Raw genomic sequence first — 24,278 nt, 5'->3', positions numbered from 1 at the left:
AGGGAGGGTGGTCTCGATGCGCATCTCGGAGCTGAGCCGGCGTAGTGGCGTGTCCGTGGCGACGATCAAGTACTACATCCGGGAGGACCTGCTGCCCGCCGGCCGGCCGACCGCGACCAATCAGGCCGAGTACGACGAACTGCACCTGCGGCGGCTGCGTCTGATCCGAGCGCTGATCGGGGTCCGTGGCCTGTCCGTGAACACCACCCGGACGGTGCTCCACGCGCTCCTGGAGCACACATCCGAGCAGCACCAGCTGCTGGGCCTGGCGCTGGGCGCGATCCGGCTCACCGACGAATCCGAGGATGACACAGCGGAGGTGACCGAGGTCGACATTCTGATCCAGAAGATGGGCTGGGAGGTGCACGAGTCGGCGCCCGCGCGAGCGGTGCTCGCCGACACGCTGGCATCGCTGCGCGACCTGGGTGCTCCGCTTGATTCCAAGACCCTGCTTCCCTACGCCAAGCTGGCCGGAAGGATGGCGGTGCTGGACCTGAACCAGTTGGAGGGCGTGACCGACCCGTTCGACCTGGCCGAGCGAGCGGTGCTGTTGACCGTCCTGCTGGAGCCGGCGTTGCTTGCCTTGCGCCGGCTTGCGCAGGAGCATGAATCCGCTCAGCGCTACCGCGCAGGATGACGATGGCGCTGTCGTGATCTAAGTTGCCCCGAGCTCGCGGCGCAGCTGGGCGGCGGCCTCCATGCCGGATGAGAAGGCAGCCTCGTGCGAGCCGATCTGGTCGTAGTACTGCTGCTTGGAGTGGAAGTAGGAGCCGCACAGCTTCAGCCTGGTGCCTTCGTTGACCCGATAGATGGTCTGCTGCGCATTCCGCATCGCCAGGTCGATGATCGGGTGCTCGTAGTGGAACGTCTTGATGACCTTCTCGTTAGCGATCGGGAACGGGCTGTCCGGCGAGACGAAGTAATCCTGCTCCGAGGTGAAACCGTGCAGCTGGTTCAGGTAGTAGGTCACGTACGTCCGCAGCTGACCGTCCAGCGTGACCTTGCCGTAGTTCCAGGGCCTCCATTGGCTACGGTCCACGGGCAGTACGGACGCGTCGGTGTGCAGTTCGACGTTCGAAGCGTTGTAGCGAAGCGGTTCGAGCAACTGTTGCTGCGCGGGCGTCGGGTTCTGTAGGAGGTCACGCGCCTGGTCGGCATGCGTAGCGACGACCGCATAGTCGAACCGTTCGGTGCCGGCCGCCGTGGTCACCACGACGCCGTCCTCGTCCTGATGGATCTCGGTGACCGGCTCGTTCAGCCGGACTTTGGGGTCGACGGCCGCGATCACCTTGCGGACGTAGGAGATCGAACCGCCGGCGACAGTGCGCCAGTCGACCTCCCGCCCACCGAGGCCACCCTCGTCGTGGGCCATGAAGAAGGCGATCACGGTCGTGGCGGGGAGTTCCCATATGAGCTCGGCGGGCACCGACCAGACTGCGGTGCAGAGCAGGATGAAGTAGCCATGGCGGAACGCCTCGCTATAGCCGCCACGGTCCAGATACTCGCCCATCGGCAGGTCGGTGCGTTTCCGGAGGAAGTCCCGGCGGGCCTCTTCGTGAAAGCGCCTGACCTCGCGCCAGGTGTTCTGGAATCCGTCGGGATAGCGGGCGGTCACCTCGTCTTCCGACAGGCCCAGCTGCTCGCTGCCGTACTGCATGCCGTCGTCGAGGTCGAAGAAGTTGAAGCCACTGCGCAGCTTGAGCGAGTCCACACCCAGCTCGTCAAACAGTTTGGTGAGGTTGGGATACGCGGGTGCGTTGAACACGATGAACGCCGTGTCGAGGCCGAGGGTACCGCCCGCGTCTTCGACCTCGACGGTGCTGGCGTGGCCGCCGACCCGGTCGTCCCGCTCGAACAGCGTGATGCTGGCGTGGGCGCGCAAGCCGTACGCCGCGGACAGACCGGCGACACCGCTTCCGATGACGGCGATGCTGGGTTTCGCGGACATGTGGGGGTTTCCAATCTCGTGGTCAGCTGGACAGGGTGACGGTGTGCAGGAGCCCTGACTCACCGTTTTCGGTGGCCACCGCCAGTACGTGGTCCGGCGAGGGATGGATCAGGTCGAAATGCCAGCCATTCATCGGCTGCTCGCCGTCACGCAGGCGGATCACCGTCGTGGGGCGGGCGGCGTTTACGGTGGCCGGCGCCGCGAGCGCCGTGGACAGTCCCGCAAACGCAAAGTCCGACAGCGGGCGCCGCAGGCCGATACCGATGGCTTTCAGATAGGCCTCCTTGAGCACCCAGTACGCCGCGACATATGCGGGACGCAGGTGTGCCGGGACGGTGTCCAACTCGGCGCGTTCCGTGCCAGCGAAGAGCCGGGTCAGGTAGCGCTGCGCGCCGTCTCGCACCGGTGTGCGCTCGACGTCGACACCGCAGGCACGGCCCCGGGTGACGACGCAGGCGATTAGCCCGTCGGTGTGTGACAGGTTGAATCGCAGTCCGCCGGCGTCCGGCCAGGGTTCGGGTCGTCCGTGCCCCGGACGGCGAAAGCACCAGTCTCCCAACAGGCGACCCGACCGCTCGGTCAGCGCGTAGCGGCTCAGCATCCGGGCGCCGAGAAACTGCCGCTTCGCGCGCTGGGTGAGCCGCCGCGCCAGCCCGTCGCGCTCGGCCGCGGTGAGCACGGCCAGGCCGCCGAGCCGCGCGCTGAACGTTTCGACCACGTCCTCCGGCAGCAGCCACAGGTGCCGATCGGGGTGTGACACGGGATGCTCCGTTCAGGTGCCTGCGGCGGTGCGATCGCCGCGTTCGGCGAGGGGGAACTGCCAGTACGAGAACAGCTGGTGGTGCTGATGCAGGTGCCGCAGCACCCGCATCACCTCGTCGATGCTGCCGGTGTCGGTGACGGCCTCGTGCGGACGAAGCTGCCGGCGTACCCGCTCCAACTGCAGGAGAAGCAGTGCGGCACTGGGCAGCGGGTCGTCCAGCGCGTCGGCGGAGTGGACGTAGGTGTGCACGCAGGCGGCCGCGGCGTGCACCAGGCAGTACTCCTTGGCGAGGTCGAACAGCTCGGCGGATTGGCCGGCCTCGCGGCCCATGGCAGCCCGCAACGCAGCCAGGCGTTCCCGCATCGAGGTGACCGAGCCGAGGAGTTCGGCCGCGATGTCGGCCGCGGTCCGCAACCGGTCGCTGTCAGCGGGCTTGGCCTCGTCCGCCAGGTCACGCAGCCGTCGCAGAGCGGTCGGCGCCGCCAGCACCGCGTCGTCCAGGCCCCGGGTGAACAGCTCCTGATCCCAGGGGCGGTACAGCGGCAGGTCGCGCGCGATGCCGTAGAGCACGGGTGCCCGCTCCTCGGCGACGTCTCGGATGGCCTGGTCGGCGGTGGCGGCGGAGGTGAGCAACTGGTCGAGCTGGAGGGCGATGCTCTTGAGATTCACGACGGTGTTGCCATCGGCGAAGTTGGCGACCAGCAGGTCGCGCAGCATCTTCTGGTGGATCGCGTAGTGCGGGTGGTCACGGAGGTAGAAACGCGCACCCAGCAACACGTTCAGCTGGGACATGGTCCGTTCCAGCACGGTCGGGAGGAAGTACTTCACGACCGACGACCACACGCTGGTCTGCTCAGGCACGACCTGCAGCGCCCGTACCGCACCGAGACTCATCGCGTCGGCGAGCATCAGGTCGGCGAAGCATTCCACCAACTGCCGGCGCGAGTAAGGGATGTCGCTGACGGTCTGGCCGAAGATCACCCGGCCTTCGGTGAAGTCGAGGGTGACGCGCAGGGCGGTGTCGACGGCAGACAACGCGAGGCCGTTGATCAGGGCCCGGGCCACCTGCGAGGTCTTCAGCGCGATCTCCAGTCCCTGGCCCTCCCGGCCGAGCAGGGCCGAGTCGGGCACAAAGACCCGGGACAGGCGAAAGCCGCTCATGTCCAGTCCGCGCAGGCCGTGCATCCGCTCGCGGGGCAGCTCGTCGACCGCACCGGCCGGGATACGTCGCTTGTCGACGACGAAGATCGAGTAACCGGCCGGTCCGCCTCGCCCGGCGGTTCGCGCGTACACATTCAGCCCCTGCGCGACCCTGGCGTTGCCGATCAGCCACTTCTCGCCGCTGAGAAGGTAGCCGCCCTCGACCTTCTCCGCGACCAGGTCGTTGGCGGTCAGGTCGCTGCCGTGCTCTCGCTCCGACAGCGCCCAGGCGTACCCGGTGCCGTGCTGGATCTTCTCGATCATGGCCCGCTTCTGCTCGTCGGTGCCGGCCGCCCAGGTGGGCATGAAGGCCAGCGACGTGATGACGAACGCGGTGCCGGTGGTCGGGTCGCGCCGGGCGATCAGCCGAAGCAGATTGAAGCCTGCCTCGACGTCGCCTGCCTTGCCGCCCTGGGCCTGCGGAAGCGAGTACTCCAGGGCGCCCCAGCGCTGCAGCAGGTTGACGAACGGGTACGGGTACTCCTCCCGCTCGTCCAGCTCGAGGATCCGCGCGAATGGCATCCGGCTGTCCGGGTCGTGCGGGTCGCCGAGGTGGTCCTCGAGGCTCCGGGCAAGCTCGGTCAGATCAGCCTTGGGCATCGGAACCTCCGTGTTTGCCGGCCAGCTGGACGGGATGGGCGGAGAACAGCTGATTGGCCCGGTGCAGCCCGAGGGTGACGTCCAGCGCCGGGCCCAGCGGTCCGGCGTCCCGGCGCGGGTCGACGCCGTCCGCGCGGGCGAGCAGGTAGCCGAGACAGGCGCCGAGCCACGACGCGGAACCGGGTTCGGTGCCGAACAGTTGCCGGCGGGGGTTGGCCCACCACAGGTGCAGGCAGCACGCCGCCGCGTGCAGCCAGGAGTACCGTTCGGCCAGGTCCGCCAGGGCGTCACCGTGTCCGATCGTCTGTACGTCGGCCCGGAGTCGGCCGACCCGGTCCGTCAACTCCCCCGCCAGCGCCGCGGTGCCGGCGTCGCCACGGTTGGTCAGCGTACGCCGTACCGACTCGGTGACGGCCTCGAGTGCGGCGATCACCGGGTCGTTGCCCCTGGCAATCAGGTCCAGCCGCTCCGGCTCGTACGGCGGCAGCGGGGAGCTCAGGTCGAAGATCGCCCGGACCAGGTCCGCGTCGGAACCCGGGGCAGCCGCGAGGGCCGGCAGCTGGCCGGTGAACGAGCGCAGGTTGGCGATCGTGCTGGTGTCGATGACACGGACGATCGCAGCGTCGCGCTGCAGCTTCTGGAACAGCCCGTCGCCAGGCCCTTCGCTCCGCAGCACCGACCGGGTGGCCAGTACGGTTCCGCAGCGCCGGATCAGGTCGTCGGCGGCCTCGGCCACCACGTGCTTGGCCGCGCATCCCCAGACGCTGAGCACCTCGGGGACGTGGTGCAGGCCGCGGGCGGCCGCGAGAGCCACTGCGCTCGCGGCCACCATGGCGGCGGACGCGATCGCCAGCTCCCGGCGTGGGAAGGCGGTGTCGGTGAGCAGCTTCCGGCCGACCCGGCGCGTGCTCGCGAAGTCAAGGGTCAGCCGCAGTGCGGTGTCGGCACAGCCGAGACTGCCGGCCATGCTCAGCACCCGGACGACTTGCTGGGCCTTGACCGCGATCTCGACGGCCTCGCCCTCCGTACCCACCAGGGCGTCGGCCGGCACCGGGAGGTCGTCGAGCCGCAGGTGGGCGAAGTCGATACCGCGCATACCGGCCGTACGCACCGCCGGGTCGGAGGTCAGGCGGTCCGAGCTCGCGTTCGGGTCGATCAGGACGGCGGAGAATGCACCGGGTCCGCGCTCGCCGGTCCGCGCAACCACGTAGATCGCGTCGCAGGTAAGCCCCCGGCCGACCATCCACTTCGTACCGCTGAGCTGCCAGCCACCGGTCGCGGTGTCCGGGACCAGGCGGGTGGCGTTGGCCAGCAGGTCGCTGCCGTGGTCGGCCTCGGACAGCGCGAAGGCGACGGCGCCGCCGCGGCGCAGGATGCCGAACACCTGCTCGCGCTGGGCATCGGAACCGTGCAGCAGCAGGCAGGTCGCCGCGGTGATCCCGAACATCGTGCCCGGCATCACGTTCAGGTCCCGGCGAGCCGCGGTCTGGACCAGCGTGAGGCTGTCTTCGAACGAGCGGAATTCGCCGCCACACGCAACGGGCAGGTAGTTCAGGTGGAACTTCGCGGCATGCAGCGCCGCGCACAGCTGCTCGGGGAACTCATCACGTTCGTCCCGTGCCACCGCCGCCGCGAAGCCGTACGGGTTCGTGGTCTCGTACGGGTCGCCCAGCTGGTCTTCCAGCGCTTCCGCCGCGCCGATTCCGTTCATCGGGCACCGTTCAGCGCAGCCGGCTCAAGCGGCACCGGACGATACGTCGCGGCCAGCGCCGGCAGCCCTAGCCCACTGGCCCGCAGCTGCGCGACCCGGGTCTGGTACGCCGCTCCGCGCATCAAGTGCTGCGCGACATCGCCAACCCGGCGGTTGCTCGGCGCCTTGAGATAGCTCGCGGTCACCCAGTCGTTGAAGGCACCCATCGCCGGTCCGCACCACACCTGGTAGTCGAGGACCCGGTCGGGATCGCCGACGTTCGACCAGCGCGAGGACATTCCGAGGTACCAGCGGAACACCAGCGCCATCCGCCGTTTGGGATTGCCGGCCGCGCGGGCGAGCTGCTCGGGATCGCGGCGCTCGAAGTACGACACGCAGTCCTGCCAGACCTCGTCCAGCGGCCGGCGGATGACCTGCGTCTCCAGCCGGTTCCGTTCCGCGTCGGGCAGTGCCTCCAGGCCGTCGTACGTCGTGTAGAGGTCGTACATGCGCTTGGCCCGCATCGGGAACAGCGTTCCCTTCTTGAGCACCTGGAGCTCGACACCCATCTCGAACATGTCTGCGGCCGGTGCCATGTCGAAGTCGGCGATGCCGGCGTCGGCCAGGAGCTGCTTCGTGGCCTTGGAGGCACCGGACTCCACACAGGACTGGTTCACCGATCCGGTGACAACGTACGCCGCGCCCATCGTGAACGCCGCGGCCACTGACGCCGGGCAGCCGAGGCCGCCGGCCGCGCCGACCCGGATCGGCTCGGCGTACCGGTGCTCGTGCTGCACCTTGTCCCGCAGCCGCAGGATGGTCGGCAGCAGGGCGGTGAGCGGTCGCCGGTCCGTGTGCCCGCCCGAGTCGGCCTCGACCGTGACGTCGTCGGCCATCGGCACGTACTTCGCCAGGTCGGCCTGCTCCGGGCTGATCAGTCTCTGCTCGAGCAGTGCCGTGACCAGGGTGGCCGGCGCGGGGCGCATGAAGCGCTCGGCGGTCTCCGGCCGGGAGATCTTCGCGATCACCCGGTGTCCGCAGAGCACCCCACCGGAGGGGTCGTGGCGCAACCCGCTCAGCCGGTAGCGCACGATGTGCGGGGTCAGGTCCATGAAGGCCGATGCCTCGACCCGGGTCACGCCGTGGCGCAGGAAGAGGTCGACGGCCGTGCGTTCCAGCCGTTCCTCACTCGGGCTGTGGATCAGGTTGACCGCGTACGGCAGGCGAGGGATCTCGGCGCCGAAGCGGAGCAGGTCGTTCTCGATCGTCTCGGGCAGCAGCCCGGCCGCGCCGTACGACGCGAGGAAACCGGCCCGGGCCAGGGCGATCACCAGGTCGGCGGACGCGATCCCACCGGCCATCGCACCGGCCATGTAGGCCTGGCCGACCCCGTGCGCGGCGAGGAAGCTGCTGGCTCCGAGCCGACTCGGAGCCAGCGGGCCGACGGCCGCCAGCAGCGGCAGGCCGGACCCGCCGGCACCGGCCTGGCCACCGGCCGCGACGGCGATACCGGTGCCGGTGTGGACGACGAAGCACGGGCGGTCAAGGTCGGCGAGTGCGGCGTAGATGCCCTCGGGATCACTGCTCGGGGCGCCCGGGCCCTGCCACCGCAGCGGGGTCTGCATGGTGTGCCTCTCCTCAAGCCTGCTCGCCCGCGGCGGACGGCCGGGGTTCTGTGTCGGGACGGACCTCGATGGCGAGATCGGTCAGCTCGTAGATCCGCAGTCCCGGCTTCCACAGGTCGGCGTCCGCCACGACGATCAGCCGGTCCTGGTCGCGCTCCACCCGCTTGACGTGGACGTCGAACCGCGCCTCCTCGTCGGGCCGCAGGATCTGTCCGCGGTACTTCCAGGACGTCTCGACGGCGGTCGCCATCGCGAACCGGGGCCGCTCGATGCCCTCGGCCAGGCCCTGGTCCAGTACGAACAGCCGCATCGCCTGCAGCACCGCCTCCACTCCGAGCGACCCGGGCATCACCGGGTCGCGGTGGAAGTGGCAGTCGAAGTACCACTCGTCGGGCCGGATCGCCCGGAACCCGTGCACGTAGCCGGCGCCGTGCCGGCCGCCGTCGGCCACCAGGTCGACCCGGTCGACCAGGTGGAAGTGGCCGGCGGGCAGCCGCAGCCGGCCACCGCTCGGGTCAGTGAACGCGGGGGCGTCGTCCGGAAGCTCGATCCTTCGAACGCGGGACGGGTCCGGCCGCTCACCTTCGATCCACGGCGGTACGTAGCTGCCGTTGTCCAGCCCGACCTGGTTGGACAGCGCGGCCTCGCTGAAGTAGCCGAACATCGACTCGCCGGTGTAGAAGACCTCGCCGTCCGCGGACAGCTCGTAGCTGAAGTTCTGCAGCACGGCCCCCGTCACGGCACTGCTCATCAGCAGCTTCGAGTGGTGACGGATCGTCTTGCCGCGCAGGTCGATGTCCTTGACCAGCGTGGCCCGGCCGTCCAGGTTGCGGATCGAGTACTCGGTCTCGGGCTGGTCCAGCGTCGCACCCAGGTAGTACCCGAGCAGGATGGCCGCCTGCAGCGACGTCTCCATGTACACGCAGTTCGGCATGTGCGGGTGCGAGTTCTCGCGGTAGTACCAGGCGTCGGCCGGCGAGTCGTACTCGGTGACCATCTCCGCGCCCGGACGGAGCTCGCCGCGGGTGCCTGTCAGTGACATGATCCGGTCGACGAACTGGAAGTCCCCGTTCGGGATGTACGGCGCCCGGCGCTCGCCGTAGATGTCGAACTCGGGACCCATCGCCGTACCCAGATTGCCCTTGGCGGCGTGGGCCAGGTGCAGCTCGTTGATCATCGCGGGCTCGCCGGAACGGTTGCGCCGGCCCAGGAACGCCGGGATGCCGCTGCGCTCTGGCCGGTACGGCGTACCGGCCTTCTCGCGGATCTGGATACCGAAGTCACGCATCCGGATCACCGGCTTGTCGCCGAGGTAGACGAGGATGTCCGCGATCACCGACGGGCGAGGAAGCAGGGTCAGCTCCATCACCTCGATCTCGTACCGGATCTCGCGGTGTTCCGGCGTGATCTGGCCGCGGACCTGGACCTGGGTACTCAGCCCGATGATGGTCTGGAACCGCGCGTCCGGCAGCACCAGATGCATGCCCTGGTGCAGCAGATAGGCCTGCAGGGTCTGTACGGCGCCCTCGGCCACCATCGAGCCGGCGAGTACCGGGTCGTCGGGGAAGTGACACTCGAAGTACCAGCCGTCCGGCTCGAGCCGTTTGTACGCCGTGATCGCGCCGAGCCCGCGCGGCCCGCCGGTGCGGTCGATGCGGATCTCGTCGACCATCCGCAGCCGCGCATCGGGCAGCCGGAGCGCCGGGTTGAGACCCGGGTCCTGGGCGTGCTCCGGGCCGAACACCGCCTCCGGCCGGCCCTGCGCCAGCAGTTCCAGGTCGGCGGCGGTCAGGTGGTCCTTGGCGGTGGTGGCGAGCGGTTTGAACCAGGTCTTCGTGAGTGCGGCCCGCTGGGCCTGCTCCTGCTCGGTGAGGACGACACCGAGCGGGGTGTCAAGCTCGGCCTGGGTGAAGAAGCCGGCACAGGCGTCCTGCAGCTCCAGGATCAGCTCGCCGTCGGCGTAGCAGAAGTAGCTGAAGAAGAACAGCGTGGTCTCGCCCTGCCGCACGAAGCGGTTGATCGAGATGTCGTAGCGCAAGGTCTGGCCGACCGACGGCAGATCACCGTGGAAGACCAGCGTACTGTCCAGCAGCCGGTAGACCCGCTCGCCCTTGTTGCGGAAGTCGATGCCGAGGTAGCTGATCAGCAGCAGGTCGCACTGGCCGGCCTCGATCGCCACCGCGGGCGGTACGCCGCCGCCGACGGCGTACCAGGCATCCGATGGGACGTCGTACTCGGTGCGGATGAAGGCCGGCTCGTAGACACCCGTCTCGGCCTTGAGCTCGAGCACACGGGAGACGAAGTGGTACGGCGGCGCAGGCAGCCGGACCCTCTTGGCGTAACCGTCGATCTCGGCGAACTCCGGACCGAACACGTCGGCGATCCGCCCGGTCGCGAAGGCCAGCAGGTCCTGCTCCTCCCAGATCACACCCGGCTGCTTGCCGCGGGCAACGGGAAGTGCCGGCGCGGGCGCGGCGGGGGTGACCGGTATGACGGGCGCGGCGGGCGTGATCGGTACGGCGGGCGTGGCCGGAGCCGGGCGTGCGGCCGGGGGGTTGTCGAGCAGGGCCTCGGTGCGGGTGAGCGTGTAGTCCTGCAGGACGCGGTGCGTCTCCATCACCACCGAGTGGGTCGCGAGTACCTGCTGCCGCATCTCTGCGGCCAGCTCCGCGGCGGCCGTCCGGTCAGCGCGGCCCACAATGGGTGATGCAGTCGGACTCGCCGCCTTCGCGAACCCTGCTCCGATGCCCGGAGCACCCACCGGGGCCGGGGCGTTGGGCGTCGGGGCGTCGGGTGCGGTCCACGGCAGGAACGTCATCGGTTCGCCGTCGAACGTGAGGGTCTCGGCATCGGTGAGACTCAGGTCGGCGGGCATCATGACCTCCCACGAGGCGGGCTCGGCAGACTGTGTTGGCAGGTGGTTCTCGGGCTGGTTCTGTGCGGCCGGACGGTTGCCAGCGGCAAGGATCTCCGCGGCCAGGGGCGCGGCGTCCCGGGCGATCCGGTCCGGTATGGAGGCGCCGCCGCCGACCGGGACGAGTAACCGTTCCCGCGCGGCCGGCGCCTTCGACGCGGCCGGACCGAGCAGCGCGCTGAGGTCCACCGGCACCCCGTTCGCGACCAGCCGGGCGACGAGCGAGGCGACGGACCGGGTGACGGAAGCGCCGCGCCGGTCCACCGCCACCGCGGTGTGCGGCTGCCCGGCGAGGGTCTCGTGTACCCAGCGGGTGCAGGTGGCGCCGGGCCCGACCTCAACGAAGTGCCGGAAACCACGGTCGTAGGCCGTGCTCACCAGCCGGGCGAAGTCGATCGTGCTCCGCAGCGTCTGCGCGATCCGCTCGGCGATGGCGCCGCGTTCGAGGTCGGGCATCGGTTCGTAGTCGTACGCGCTGAGCAGTTCCAGGCCGCCCGTCGTACCGGTCGGGTGGTCGTTGAGCTTGGCCAGTCCGGCGAGCTCGCCGTCGACGACCGGGCAGTGCATCACCGCGTTGACCGGCGAGCGGGCCGAGGGGCAGCCCAGGTCTGCGATCAGCGACCGGCACTGCGCCGGGTCGCCGGCGATCACCACCTCGGTCGGCGTGTTGACGTGCGTGAGGTAGACCCGGTCGTGCGTGGCCAGGGCGGCTTGCACCCGCTCGGCGTCGTCCAGGAGTACGAAGCTGGCCCAGACCTGCTCGTCCGGTACGTCGCCAGCCAGCTGCCACGACTCGCGGACCGTACGGCGAGGACCGCACAGCCGGTCGCGGAACAGCGGGGTCGCAGTGATCCGGTCGTCGCGCCTGCCCTCCCGCTGCCAGCCGCCGGTGGCGAACAGCATGCTGGACTCGCCCAGGCTGTAGCCGAACGCGCCGTGCACCGGCACCCGCAACACCTCGCGCAGCAAGTCGGTGGCGAGGATCGCGAACGTCGTACCGGTGACGAGCAAGAACGGCAGCTCGTCGCCGAACCGGGACTCGAGCTCCATCAGCGCCCGCCGGTCCGGCGTCACCTGGGTGCGCGGATAGAGCTCCGCCGCCCGGAACGTGCGGTCCGGCGTCTCGGTCTCGGACTCGAACGTCGTGAGCAGGCCGGGGAAAGCTCGGAACAGGTCCTGGCCGAGGCCGGGGTAGGTGTTGAAGGCGCCGGGGTAAACCAGCGCCACCTTGCCGTCCGGACCGATCGGCCGGCCGGTGAAGAAACTGCCGGCCGGTGTCGCCCACTCGTCGCCGCGCTCGAACGCGCCGGGGAGGTCGCGCGCCGCCAGCTCCAGCTGGTGACGCAGTTCGGCGGTGTCGTGCCCGACGATCACGGCCCGCAGCGTACCGCCGTTCAGCCGTCCCGCTGCTGCCCGGGCCAGCTCGGACGGGTCGGTGTCGGCGGACAGCAGCTCCTGATGACGTGTCAGTTCCGCGACCAAGCCGGGGAGGTCGGGAGCGCCGAGCGCGAGCAGGAGCGGCCCGCCGGCCGCCTTCCAGTTGCTGGCCGGGAGCGTGTCGGCGGTGTCGCCTGCGGACAGCACGAGCTGACCGTGGGCGCCGTACGAGCCGAGCAGGCTCACCGCCGCATATCGCCGGGAACCGTTGGTCGCCCGGAACCAGGGCCGGGAGGTCTCGGGGACATAGAACGCGGACGCCGCGAAATCCTCCGCCAGGCCGTCGCCCGGCCGGCGCCAGCCGGGAGCGCCCGGCAGGTACCGGTGATGCAGGCACAGTACGGCGCGCAGCAGCCCGGCCATCCCGGCCGCGACGCCGGTGTCGCCGATGTGGGCCTTCGCACTGCCGAAGGCGACGGCGCCGGCACTGGCCGGGTAGACCTCGGCGAGCGCAGCCAGCTCAGCCCGGTCGGCGTCCGGTGTACCGTCCGCGTGCGCCTCCACGTAGCCGACGTCGGCCGCGCTGATACCCGCCCCCGCGAGAGCCTCGGTGGCTGCCGCGGCGAGCAGGCCCGGGTCGGTCCCGGCAGGCCGGCCGTCCGTTGGGGCGGCGTGCCGGACGACGACGGACTCGACCGTGGCGTACGGCTTGCGGCTCGCGGTACCGGGCCGGGTGACGACGACCGCGCCCGCGCCCTCGCCGATCCGCCAGCCCTGTTGCCCGTCGCCGAACGTCAGGCCCGGCGTACAGGTGCCGTCCCCGTGACGGCCGCGCAGCAGCAGGTTCTCCGGCGATCCGGCCAGGTCGACGGCGCCGACCAGGACGGCCTCGATGCTCTCGTCCACCAGCAGCAGCTGGGCGATCTGCAACGCCTCGGCCGCGACCGCTTCGTCTGCGGATACGGTGAACGACGGGCCGGTCAGGTTCCACAGCGAGGAGATCCGGCTGGCCATGATGCTGCCGATGTAGCTCAGGACTTCGTTGGCGACGATCGGCTCGTGCACAGCGTCGCGGGCGATGGCGGCGAGCGCCTCCCGCTGGTCGTCGGTGAGCTCGAGTCCGGCCTCGTCGTACAGCTGCCGCAGGAACGAGCCGATTCCGTACCTGGCCAGGTGCAGGTGCGCGCTCGGCTCGATCTCCATCGCCACCACGACCGCGCACCGCCGAGGCGACGGTCCGGACTCCCCGGCCGGGACAACGCGGCTGAACCCGGCATCGCGGAGCGCCTCGTCGGCGACCTTGGACAGCAGCGCGTGCTGGAGGTTGTAGTTGCGCAGGTCGGCCGGCGGGATCCGGTGGTCCACCGGGTCCAGCGCCACCGTGTCGACGAACGCACCGGCCGGGAGCGTTTCCCGCCCCAGCCCTGCGCGTTCGAGCATGCCGTCGGCAGTGCGATCCAGGCCACGCCAGCGCCGATCGGGCAGCGGCCGGAACCCGTCGGTGCCGTCGTGCATCGCGCGCTCGAAAGCGGCGACCGACTCGAACGGCCCGAAGTGTGCGCCCAGCCCGATGACGTCCAGCGCGGGTGGTTCGACGGGCGCGGGCGGAGTGGCCGACGGTGCCGGCTTGGGCTGGGACAGGAGGACGTGGGCGTTCGTCCCGCCGAAGCCGAACGCCGAGACCGCCGCCCGGCGTGGACCTTGCGTCGCGGGCCAGTCGCGCCGGGCCCGGACCAGCTGCGCGTCGACGCCGGCGGCACCGGGCGATTCGATGCCGATCGTCGGCGGTAGCTCGCCGTGCCGCATCGCCAGGATCACCTTGAGCAGGCTGCTCAGGCCGGCGACCGTCAGCAGGTGCCCGAGGTTGGCCTTGACCGAGCCGAGGAGCGGGCCGTTCGGCCCGAACCACTCGAGCACGGACTCGGCCTCGGTGCGGTCGCCGATCGGCGTACCGGTCGCGTGGCACTCCAGATAGTCGATCTCGCCCGGAGCGATCGTAGCTTGCGCATAGGCGTGCTCGTACGCCGCGAGCTGGCCCGCGGCGTTGGGTACCAGCAGGTGCCGGCCAAGCCCGTCGTTGGACAGCCCGATGCCGTCGATGACGGCGTAGATCTCGTCACCGTCGGCCAGCGCGTCGCTGAGCCGCCGGACCGCCATCATGCCGGCACCCCGGCCGGTGATGATGCCGGTCGACCGCGCGTCGAACGGCTGGCTAATGCCGTTGTCCGAGTACGCGTGCAGGTCGGAGAAGCACAGGTGGATGAGCGCCGGGTCAGGCGCGCAGACTCCGCCAGCCAGCATCAGGTCTGCCTGGCCAGTGGCCAGGTGGTCGCAGGCCAGCTTGAGTGCGTACAGCGCCGACGAGCACGCGGCGTCCAGTGCGTAGCGGGGACCGCCCAGACCGAGCGCCTCCGCCGCCACCCGTGCGGGCGCCCCACTCACTCGTGCGTCGTACCCGGCCGTGCCCTCCAGCTCGTACATCGCGGAACGGGGCGGGATCGGCAACCCTGCCCCGCGGAGGCCGGACAGCACTGCCTCCTGTACCAGCGGCACGCTGATCCGCGCCGAGGACGGTGTCGGGAACGAGTAGTTCCCGAGCACCAGTCCGCACCGGCCCAGTACGTCGGGCCGCTCGGCATGGCCGCTGTCGCGCAGGGCCTCCCGCGCCACGTGCAGCGACCACTGGAACACCGGGTCGAGTGCACCAAGCAGCCCCGGCGCGAGCAGGTAGCCGGAGGGCTCGAACGCGAAGTCCGTGACGAAACCTCCGCGCGTACAGGTGATCTGGTGTTCCGGGTCGGTGTCGGCGGAGCCGAAAAGCTCCGGTCCGCCGTCGCGGCGGCTGTCGACACCGTCCCGCAGGTTCGTCCAGAACTCCTCGGGCGAGTGAGCCCCGGGGAAGAGGCAGGACAGGCCGACGATCGCGAACATGCTCATGGCAGCTGCGGTCCCTTCTGTGCGGCCGGTGTTAGCGGCTCGCGAACTTGGCGGCCAGCTGCGGGGTCGAGACCAGGGAGAGCCCGGACAGCTGGGTGAGCACGCGGCCGTCCGGGCCGGATGCTGTGACCGTGACGGTGGCTCCGGTCTCGTTGCTGGCCGTGGGCTCGACCAACACCACGAAGGGCTCGCCGTCCGATAGCGCGTCGTACAGGTCGATCCGTCCGACAAACAGCGGCAGTGTCGCGGTGTCGCGGAACAGTCGCATCCACACCAGTCCGGCCTGGAGCAGGACGTCCGTGGCGCCGGGCGCGTACCGAGCACCGTGGAAGGCTCCGCCGGCGGGGCGGTGTCCTTCCAGAGCACAGCCCAAGATCAGTCGAGACTCGTCGGAGGCCAGCACTCGGCGGATCCCGCGGAGCGACTCGCCGTGGAACAGCGTGCCGTCCGTGTACAGGTGCGAGGCGTCGTCACCGGCCGTCAGCGCGGGCACCCCGGTCAGCGCGGCCGGTCGCGGCAGCGGTTCCGGGCCGTCGAGCATCACTCGGGCGGCGTAGTGGGGCCGGATCGCCCCATCCGCGGCCACCGAACGGATCGCCACCTCGACGAGCCCGTCCTGCGTCGCTCCGGCCTCAAGCCGCAGGTCACCGCTGTGCTCGCCATCGAAGATGACGCCCTTGTGGACGGCGAAGCCGTGGACCTGGCTGACGCTGCCACCGGTGATCCGCTCGACCGCGCCAATCGCCCAGCCGAGCGCGACCGCCGCCGGCAGGACCGGCACGTGCCCGATCACGTGGTCGGCGACGATCGGGTCCGCGACCAGCTCCGCGAAGTTCCGCTCGATCACGAGGGCCGAGGCGGGGGCTGCCGGTTCCCGCTCGGACAGCGGCGTGGTCGGGCCGACCACCGTCACCACGTCCGCCGCGCGTTCGGCGTCGAACTGCTCGGTGAACATCCGCGCGCCGACATCGACCGGGATCAGCGTGATGCCGCGCTCCTCGAACATGGTCTTGAGCTGCGGCGACACCATGCCGCTGTCCCAGGCGCCCCAGTTGACGGCGGTGACGTGTGCCTGTGGGTGGTGGCGCTTCCACGAGGAAGCCCAGGCGTTGAGAACCTCGTTGGCCATCGCGTAGTCCGACTGGCCGCGGTTCCCGAAGAAGCCCGCCGCCGAGGAGAACAGCACGAGGTGGCGCAGGCGTTCGGCGGGCAGTGCGTTGACGATCGTCTGCAGGCCGGCCAGCTTCGGGGCGAAGACGCTCTCGATATTCTCCGGCTGCTTCGCGGAGACGAACTGGTCGGCCAGCACCCCTGCACCATGGACGAGTCCGGTGATGCGCTCGGCGTACGGGGCGAGTGCCGCGGCGGTCGCGGCGGCGTCGGTGATGTCGGCCGACAGGTACTCGACCTCGCTGCCGACGGCGGCCACCTCGGCCAGGACCTCGCGGATCTCGCGTTCTCCGACGACCGGCCGGCAAAGCTCCTCGACCCGCTTCGGGGTCGGCTTCTCACCGATCTGGGTGAGGTACCCCGCCGCAGCCGCCTTCAAGTCGTTACCGGCAATCCCCTGCGCCCAGTCCGGTTCACCGCGCAGCTCCGTACGACCGAGGAGTAGCAGCCCCGGCCGGTGGGCCGCGGCCAGGCCGGCCACACATCGTGCTGTGATCCCACGTCCGCCGCCGGTGACGACGAGGAGGTCGCCGGAGTCCAGCTGCGTGGGCGCACCAGCTGTGGTCGCGACCTCGAGCGGCGTGTCAGCGAGGCTCAGACAAACCCGGCGGGTGCCGTCGTGGCCGATCTGCACCGGCCCGGCGGCGGCCTCGTACAGCTCGTCGACCACCAGCCCGGCCGCCGTGACCGGGTCCACCAATGGGGCCAGGTCGATCGCCCGGCAGAACAACGCCGGCTCCTCGATCGCCAGGGTCTTGACCAGGCCGCCGACGCCGGCTGCCGGCACACGCGACTCTTCGACCCCGCTGAGCCCGAACCGCCCGTCCAGCCGGGTCACTGTGACGAACGCCACCCGCCGCGCGGTCGCCGCCGTGGTGGTCAACGGTGCGACGCAGTGCTTGGCGACGAGCAGGGCGTGGGACAGCCGGCGAACTCCTTCGGGCCAGTCCAGCTCGTCGGCGGCGGAGAACAAGAGGGCGAGGTGGATCGGCTCGCGAGCGATGTCCGCGATGCGGCCGGCGAGCTCAGTGTCGTCCCAGCCGGACAGCTCGTGCTCAGCGGCGACGGCCTGCTCGGCACGCCGTGGCACACCCGGCAGGTAGAGCACCTGGACTCGCCAGCCGTACGCCGCCAGTCGCGCCAGCACCGCCGGTACAAGCGCGCTGCCGTCGTCTACGACGAGAGCAGTGGCGCCCTCAGGATAGGCCTCCACAAGCCGGTCCGGTGCGGGTACGTCGACCACGGCGGCGTGCATCCGGCCGAGCGGTGCGGTCACGGTAGCCGGGCTGGTAACGGGGTCCCCGGCCTGGTCGGGCTGCCCGGCGGTGGGCAGGTTGGCGATGAAGGCGACGATGTCGGCCAGCGTGCGGAGCTCCGCGAGCTGCTCAGGGCCGACCGGCGCGGGGGCGGGGAAGCGTTCTTGCAGGACGCCCATGATCTCGACGCGCTTGATCGAGTCGATGCCAAGGTCGGCTTCGATGTTCATGTCGAGGTCGAGCATGTCGGCGGGGTAGCCGGTCTTCTCGGCGACGATGTCGAGGAGTGCGGTACGGACCTCGTCGGCCGACGGACCTGCCGACGGCACGGTGGCGGCGACCGGCTCAGGCTGCCCGGCCGTGGGGATGGTCGCGACGAAGGCGACGATGTCGGCCAGCGTGCGGAGCTCCGCGAGCTGCTCAGGGCCGACCGGCGCCGGGGCCGGGAAGCGCTCCTGCAGAACGCCCATGATCTCGACGCGCTTGATCGAGTCGATACCGAGGTCGGCTTCGACGCTCATGTCGAGGTCGAGCATGTCGGCCGGGTAGCCGGTCTTCTCCGCGACGATGTCCAGCAGCGCCGTACGGACCTCGTCCACCGACAGACCCGCCGGCTGCGCGGGAGTGGCGACGGGCGCAGGCTGGCCGATGGTGATCGCCGTCGTACTCGCGATAGAGGCGATCTCGGCCGGGACCGGAGGCAGTGCCCGGGTCAGCTGCTCGGCCGTCAGCTCTGCCACGGGTTCGGGCTGGGCCGGTGCGGTGTAGGCCGGTCCTGCCGGTGGAGTGGTGTGCCTGGCCACCGGATCGGAACCGGCACCGAGCTCGATCGCCGCCAGGTCGCGCAGCACCTCGTTGGCACGGAGATGGGTACGTCCGATCGCCAGGCCGTGGTCCTTCACCGCTGTGACGCCCGTGATCACCTGGGCTACCAGGTCCTGGTCGGTAGCCCGTTCCAGTACGTTGACCAGTCGCTGGGCGCTCTGCAGCTGGCCGGCCAGGTACTCGTCGTGCAGGGCCAGGTGGTCGGCGACGAGCTCGGACAGCCGGCTGTCGGGTCCGCCGGTCGGGTCACTGCGCGTCGCGGCGGCTCCCGACGGGAGCGCCGCTTCCGCGGCCGGGGCAGCGGACGGCAGAGTCGCGGGCGCCGCCTGCGGGACGGCGGGGACGGGTGCCGGGTGAGCCATTGGTACTACCACCGGGGGTGCTTCTCGGGCAATCGCCGGAAGAGCTTCGGATGTCGCGGCCGGGAGAGCCGCATCGGTGGGTACCTGCGGGAGGGAAACGCGGTATCCGCTCTCGAGGGCTTCGCGGTACGCCGCCTTCCTGGATTCCGGCATGTAGTTGATGCCGTTGAGCGGCACCGTCATGCCCGCCAGGGCTTCGGCAGCAGGCTCCTCGGCCCGATATCGGTCGGTCGTGGCGAGCGGCAGGCCGAGTACGGCGAGCTGTGCGACTGCCCGCTTCAGCGCGACGTCCGACTCGTTCCCGACGCCGGTGTCGAGCTGAATGGCAACGAACTCCCGATCACCGAGAATACGGCGTACCAGCTGGGTGAGGACGCCCTTGGGCCCGAACTCCACGAAGCTGCGGAACCCAGCGGCGAACATCTCCTCGACCCGCTCCGCGAAGTGCACCGGATTGACCAGCTGCTGGGTGAGCACCTGCCGGTTAGCGGCGGCGTCGGCCGCGTAGGCGGCGCCCGCCGTGTTGGCGTAGACGGGGCCACGAGGCTCGCCGACCTCCACCGCCGCGACGGCGCCGGTGAACCGCTCGACCGCATGCGCGACGAGCGGGGTGTGAAACGCAGCGGACACCGGCAGCCGGTGAACCCGCAGCCCTGCGGACGTCGCTGCCTCCACGAACCGCACCACCTCATCGGTGGCGCCGCCGACCACCATCTGGTCCGCGGCATTGCGGTTGCAGATCACCAGGCCCGGGTGCGCGGCGAGCAGCTGACCCACCTGCTCGTCAGTCGCGCTGATCGCCGCCATCGCGCCCGGGTCGAAGCCGGGCTCGTCGGGCGGTGCCATCGCGGCGCCACGGGCTCGGGCCAAGGTGAAGAACCCCTCGTCGTCGATGGATCCAGCCGCCCACAGCGCGGCGAGCTCCCCGAAGCTGTGGCCGAGATACCCGTCTGCCGCGAACCCCAGCTCGCTCAGGTACCGGAACTGCCCGATGGCCAGCGCGCCGATCGCGGGCTGCGCGTACGCCGTCTGGCGCAGCGCCTCCTCTTGCGCGGTCCGGGTCGCCTCGTCGAAAGCGGGCGGCGGAAAGACGATCCGCGACAACGGCTTGGCGCCCTGGAAGGACAGGTTCGCCTTGTCGAAGGCCGCCCGCAGCGGTGGCAGGCCGAGCACCGCACTCAGGCCCATGCCGACATACTGGCTGCCCTGCCCGGCGAACAGCGCGGCTACCTTGCCAGTCGATGCGGCGGCCCGCCGGAAGTACACGCCCTTCGGGTGCGTCCACGCCTCGGTCTCCGGCCTGCTCCGCAGCTCGCCCGCTGCGAGCGAGCGGAGCTCGGCGAGCTCCGCCGTGTTCCGGGCCACGAACGCGACCCGGGCATGCTCGGCCGGTACCGGCCCCGGCGACGGCTCGGCACCGTCGTCCACCGCCCGGGCCAGCGCCGCCACATCCGCCGCGTGCCACAGGTGGACCCGGGCGACCGGGAACATCACCTGCACCTGGTCGCCGTCGCCGTACTCCTCTAGCACCGTGTGGAAGTTCGTGCCACCGAAGCCGAACGATGAGACCGCCGCCCGGCGAACCGGCCGTCCGGGGTCCCGGACCCACGGCCGGGCCTCGGTGTTGACATAGAGCGGGCTGTCCTGCCAGTCGATCGCCGGGTTGGGCTCGGTCACGTTGATCGTGGGCGGAAGCACCTTGTGGTACAGGGAAAGTGCCAGCTTGATCATCCCGGCCGCGCCGGCCGCGGCCTTGGTGTGGCCGATCTGCGACTTGACGCTGCCGATCGCCGCGTACTGCCGTTCGTCCTCGTGCCCGGACACCACGTCGACCAGGGCGCTCAGCTCGGTCGCCTCACCGACGGCGGTACCGGTGCCATGCGCCTCGAACAGCTCGACCGACGCGGGCGAACAGTCGGCGTCCTCGTACGCGCGGCGCAACGCGACCTCCTGGCCCTCCTTGCGCGGCGCGTAGATGGACTTGAACCGCCCGTCGCTGGACGCGCCGATCCCGCGGATCACGGCATAGATCCGGTTGCCGTCCCGCTCGGCATCGGCGAGTCGACGCAGCGCGAGCATGCCGATGCCCTCACCGATCAGCGTCCCGTCGGCGTCCTTGTCGAAGGGACGGATCTGCCCGGCCTTCGAGAACGCCGGCGTCTTGCTGAAGCACAGGTACATGAAGATCGTGTTCTCGGCGTCGCAGCCGCCCACCATCATTGTGTCGGCCCGGCGCTCCAGCAGTTCGCTGACAGCGGCCTTCAGCGCGCCGAGCGAGCTGGCGCACGCCGCATCGATCGTCATGTTGATGCCACCCAGGTCGAGCCGGTTGGCGATCCGCCCCGCGACGACGTTTCCCAGCATTCCGGGGAACGAGTTCTCCTCCCAGGGCGCGAGCGCCATGCTGAACTTCGCGGCGATCTCCTCGGCGTCGGTGTCGGACAGCCCGCAGCTGCGCACAACCTCCTTCAGCAGGGGGGTCTGCAGCCGGGCAGACAGCGGCTGGGTGAGCTGGTTGGCACCGGTCACGCCGAGCACGACACCGGTCCTGCCGGCGTTGTACCACGGCTGGTCCGCACCCGCGTCGCGCAGCAGGTCCCTGGCGACGACCAGGCTCAGCAGCTGCAGGACGTCGGTGACTTCGAGAGTGTTTGGCGGCAGGCCGAACTCCAACGGGCTGAACGGCACCGTGGGGATGAATCCGCCGCGCTTGGAGTACGTCTTGTCCGGCGCCGTAGGATCGGGATCGTAGTGCTCCGCGACATCCCAGTGCGTGCTCGGTACGTCCTCGATGCAGTCGGTGCCGGCGACGATGTTGGCCCAGAACTCACGCAGGTCGCGAGCCTTGGGATACAGCGCCGACAGACCGACGATGGCGATAGGGTCCTGGGAGAGCCGACGATCGACGTCGGAGTGCTGGGTAGCGTTCACGGCGGATTCCTTGGTCAGACGGGGGCGGGCCGGTCAGACGGGGTGGACGGCTCGCGCCAGTACGGCGGCGGCGTCGGGACGGCTGAGCATGCTGTAGTGGTCTCCGGGGCAGGTGTGCAGCTCGAGGCCGGCTGGCGCCAGAGCTTTCCACCCGAGTGCCGGATCGCCGCCAATCAGGCTCTGGTCAGCCTTGACGAGCAGCAGCGGAAGCGGAGCGGGTGCGGGGCGGTAGGGCAGCGTCAGCCTGTTGTTGCGCAGCAGCCCGTCCACGTAAGTGGCGTAGAGCTTGCGCAGGCCGGGCAGCGCCGTGTCGGGCGGCAGGGCACCGCCCGCGATCGCGGCCTCGAGCACGATGCCGAGGTCGTCGTCGAGCGCGCCCCCGGTCAGCCGGGCCGGATCGAGCGGGACCGGCCGATCCCGCTTCGCCGCGAGATAGAGCGCGAACCATTCGAGCAGCATGGTCGGATCGAGCGCGTCGTCCGGCCGCTTGTACTCCTCGATCGGCGCGATGCTGTCGATCAGTACCAGGCGTTCGGGGCGCTGCTCGGCGGCCATGAGGTGCGCCATCGCAAGTGCGATCACGCCTCCGAACGACCAACCGGCCAGCGTGTACGGATTGGTGGGGAGTTCCGGGTCGGCCATGATCTCCAGCAACCGCACGGCGAGGGTTTCGATCGTGGTGTCCGCGTGCCCTCCGGTCAACGCCGCTTCCCAGTACTCCGGTAGCCCGCCGAGATCGAGCACGCTCAGCCCGACCCCAGCCGACAGCGCGTCGGCGAGGCAGGTGTGAACGTTGGGGGCTAGTGCTCCCGGATGGACGACGTACACGATCCGGCCGCCTGGTTCGGCGGGCCGGAACCGATGGACGACCGGAGGTTGAGGGCTACGCGGAGGTCGCACGCTCGGCGCACTCCCCCGCGACATATGCGGCGAGATCCTTGACGGTCGGGTGATACCACAGCGCCGTGGTGTTGAGTTCGAACCCGAGCCAGCTCTCCATCTCCCCCGCGAGGATCAGCGCCTCGGTTGAGTCGAGGTCCAGCTCGTCGAAGTACACCTCGGGCGAGACCTCGCTTTGGCTCACCCCCAGGCGATGGGCGATCTTGTCGATCAGCCAGGTCTGAGCTTCGAGCGCCGTCACGACAGCCATGGTGGTCCTTCCGTAAGTTCACAGCAGAAAGGAGATTGCGAAATAACAGAAAGGCGAGATCGCGAAATCGGTCGCGTTCCAGTCCGGGTACCGGATATTCTCGTCGGTGTGATCTTCGTCTTATACGCGAAGTCCGAGGTGAAAAATCCCTCATCGAGGACTCTGACAGTCAGAAAGACTAAAGGCGCTCCCGGCGGCCGGACAACCCTACCCATGGTGAACTCTAAGTCGTGCCTGTTTGAATGAAGATGATCATCGGCCGAACCTTTGGCGATCACTCTCGGTGAATCGTCCCGGTGTGGTACCGACGCCGGCCTCGAGTGTGCCACCGGGCCAGCTGGATGGACATCGGATGCGGCGAATTAACCTGAGAATTCCCGGGCCGTAGAGTTGGTTCAGCTGGTCCGTTTTGTAGCTGAGAAGAGCGTCAGCACCTGGTTTCGCACCGCTTAGCCGGCATGCGCATGCGGCAGCGCCGTCCGTTGACGGCACGCGAGGCTGAGTTCCCATTCCGGAAAAGGTCCGCTGAGCCGTGGGTCAGACGTCACACATCACACACGTCCGACACATCGGCTACGGTGGGTTTTGTCAATGGCTATTCATAGCCATGTCGCGGGTCACTCAATGCGCCGCTCTCGCCTGTAGCAGGCTATTCGGTATTTTCGCCTGTCACACGCTTGGCTCGGCACGGCTGGACGCGCATCGCCTCGCCCGGCATCTTCGGATAGTCGGGCCTGACTCGGGCCACGATTTCGGCCTCGGTGGTGAACCACCCCGGGTTTGATGGCTCTTCGCAGTTGAGCAGGCCGGCGCCACCTTCGGGGCGCACCGTGGTCCGCGAAGATTCGGGGTCGCCGGGTCGTTGCGGGCCGCTGGTCTCAGCTGGATGCTGATGGTGTCCGTCGTGGTCGACCCCGGTCACCCTCTGGTGTCTGTGAGCCTGTAGTTGAGCATGGTGGCGGAGGACGTCCACGGGAACCGTGGATTGGTGCCTCGAGCCCGAGCGTCAGACTTCCTTCTTCTCCCAGTCCTCCCCGCGACGGACGCATTCGAAGTCCGATTCGACGGTGGGAAATGGCGGGAAGGAGCCACGGGGATGGAAGTGATACATGCCCGGTGTGCTGGGCTGGACGTCTCGAAGAAGGACGCCAAGGTGCGTGTACGGGTCGCCGGGGTGGGGCGACGGAAGGCGGCCGAGACAGTCACGACTTGGTCGTCGATGACGTCGCAGATCTTGGCGCTGCGTGAGCACCTGGCCGCCGAACAGGTCACCTGCGTGGTGATGGAAGCAACCGGCGATTACTGGAAGCCCTTCTACTACCTCCTTGAGGATCTGCCCGGGGTCGGGGTGGTCTTGGTCAACGCCCGGCACGTGAAGAACCTGCCCGGCCGCAAGACTGATGTCGCCGATGCCACGTGGCTGGCTCAGCTTGGTTGTTGTCCGTCGTTCATCTTGCCGATGACGGCGTCATCGGTGTTGCCGATGGTTGGGGTGTGGGTAGGCCCCGCCTGCTGGTCGCGGACGGGGCC

The 24,278-nt window shown here is 69.8% G+C and carries 11 protein-coding genes; 2 read left to right on the top strand and 9 right to left on the bottom strand.

The genetic code is table 11. The annotated features are described in order from the left end of the window. Positions 1 to 16 precede the first annotated feature (16 nt). Positions 17 to 637, top strand: a complete 621-nt coding sequence (locus tag ACIBL3_RS45725) for a MerR family transcriptional regulator (protein ID WP_396360321.1) — start codon at positions 17 to 19, stop codon at positions 635 to 637. 18 nt (positions 638 to 655) lie between these two features. On the opposite strand, the gene ACIBL3_RS45720 is transcribed toward ACIBL3_RS45725, so the two are convergent. Genes ACIBL3_RS45720 through ACIBL3_RS45680 form a run of 9 tightly spaced genes read right to left on the bottom strand, consistent with a single transcriptional unit; the run spans position 656 to position 22,748 of the window. After that, positions 656 to 1,948: an NAD(P)/FAD-dependent oxidoreductase gene (locus ACIBL3_RS45720; protein ID WP_396360320.1), complete on the bottom strand. Its 1,293-nt coding sequence runs from the start codon at positions 1,946 to 1,948 to the stop codon at positions 656 to 658. 22 nt (positions 1,949 to 1,970) lie between these two features. Then, positions 1,971 to 2,708 carry a 4'-phosphopantetheinyl transferase family protein gene (locus ACIBL3_RS45715; RefSeq protein WP_396360319.1) on the bottom strand — a complete coding sequence of 246 codons (738 nt, stop codon included), beginning with the start codon at positions 2,706 to 2,708 and terminating at the stop codon, positions 1,971 to 1,973. A 12-nt stretch (positions 2,709 to 2,720) separates the two neighbouring features. After that, the gene (locus ACIBL3_RS45710) at positions 2,721 to 4,511 is read right to left on the bottom strand and encodes an acyl-CoA dehydrogenase family protein (RefSeq protein WP_396360318.1); all 1,791 of its coding nucleotides are present in this window, start codon (positions 4,509 to 4,511) and stop codon (positions 2,721 to 2,723) included. Next, a complete protein-coding gene (locus ACIBL3_RS45705; RefSeq protein WP_396360317.1) occupies positions 4,498 to 6,222 on the bottom strand; it encodes an acyl-CoA dehydrogenase family protein in 1,725 nt (574 codons plus the stop codon). The genes ACIBL3_RS45710 and ACIBL3_RS45705 overlap by 14 nt, the downstream gene beginning before the upstream one ends. Next, a complete protein-coding gene (locus tag ACIBL3_RS45700; RefSeq protein ID WP_396360316.1) occupies positions 6,219 to 7,826 on the bottom strand; it encodes a PfaD family polyunsaturated fatty acid/polyketide biosynthesis protein in 1,608 nt (535 codons plus the stop codon). Before ACIBL3_RS45700 ends, ACIBL3_RS45705 begins: the two co-directional genes overlap by 4 nt. A 13-nt stretch (positions 7,827 to 7,839) precedes the next feature. Then, a complete protein-coding gene (locus ACIBL3_RS45695) occupies positions 7,840 to 15,054 on the bottom strand; it encodes a beta-ketoacyl synthase N-terminal-like domain-containing protein (protein WP_396360315.1) in 7,215 nt (2,404 codons plus the stop codon). A gap of 31 nt (positions 15,055 to 15,085) precedes the next feature. Further along, positions 15,086 to 21,598: an SDR family NAD(P)-dependent oxidoreductase gene (locus ACIBL3_RS45690; protein ID WP_396360314.1), complete on the bottom strand. Its 6,513-nt coding sequence runs from the start codon at positions 21,596 to 21,598 to the stop codon at positions 15,086 to 15,088. 33 nt (positions 21,599 to 21,631) lie between these two features. Then, positions 21,632 to 22,498 (bottom strand): alpha/beta fold hydrolase, encoded by an 867-nt coding sequence (locus ACIBL3_RS45685; RefSeq protein ID WP_396360313.1) that lies wholly within the window; start codon positions 22,496 to 22,498, stop codon positions 21,632 to 21,634. Then, positions 22,482 to 22,748 carry an acyl carrier protein gene (locus ACIBL3_RS45680; protein WP_396360311.1) on the bottom strand — a complete coding sequence of 89 codons (267 nt, stop codon included), beginning with the start codon at positions 22,746 to 22,748 and terminating at the stop codon, positions 22,482 to 22,484. Before ACIBL3_RS45680 ends, ACIBL3_RS45685 begins: the two co-directional genes overlap by 17 nt. A gap of 1,096 nt (positions 22,749 to 23,844) precedes the next feature. Between ACIBL3_RS45680 and ACIBL3_RS45675 the strand changes: the two genes are divergently transcribed. Further along, a partial coding sequence (locus tag ACIBL3_RS45675) for a transposase (protein ID WP_396360310.1) occupies positions 23,845 to 24,278 on the top strand: 434 nt, incomplete at its 3' end.

Source organism: Kribbella sp. NPDC050124, assembly GCF_044460355.1.
GTDB lineage: Bacteria > Actinomycetota > Actinomycetes > Propionibacteriales > Kribbellaceae > Kribbella.
The sequence above is the reverse complement of the archived record's forward strand: the minus strand, read 5'-3'. Positions and strand labels throughout refer to the sequence as shown.

Bases quoted from the DNA above. Each gene is read 5' to 3' on its own strand.
- ACIBL3_RS45720 (WP_396360320.1), bottom strand. From the start codon at position 1,948: ATGTCCGCGAAACCCAGCATCGCCGTCATCGGAAGCGGTGTCGCCGGT.
- ACIBL3_RS45680 (WP_396360311.1), bottom strand. From the start codon at position 22,748: ATGGCTGTCGTGACGGCGCTCGAAGCTCAGACCTGGCTGATCGACAAG.
- ACIBL3_RS45700 (WP_396360316.1), bottom strand. From the start codon at position 7,826: ATGCAGACCCCGCTGCGGTGGCAGGGCCCGGGCGCCCCGAGCAGTGAT.
- ACIBL3_RS45710 (WP_396360318.1), bottom strand. From the start codon at position 4,511: ATGCCCAAGGCTGATCTGACCGAGCTTGCCCGGAGCCTCGAGGACCAC.
- ACIBL3_RS45705 (WP_396360317.1), bottom strand. From the start codon at position 6,222: ATGAACGGAATCGGCGCGGCGGAAGCGCTGGAAGACCAGCTGGGCGAC.
- ACIBL3_RS45695 (WP_396360315.1), bottom strand. From the start codon at position 15,054: ATGAGCATGTTCGCGATCGTCGGCCTGTCCTGCCTCTTCCCCGGGGCT.
- ACIBL3_RS45725 (WP_396360321.1), top strand. From the start codon at position 17: ATGCGCATCTCGGAGCTGAGCCGGCGTAGTGGCGTGTCCGTGGCGACG.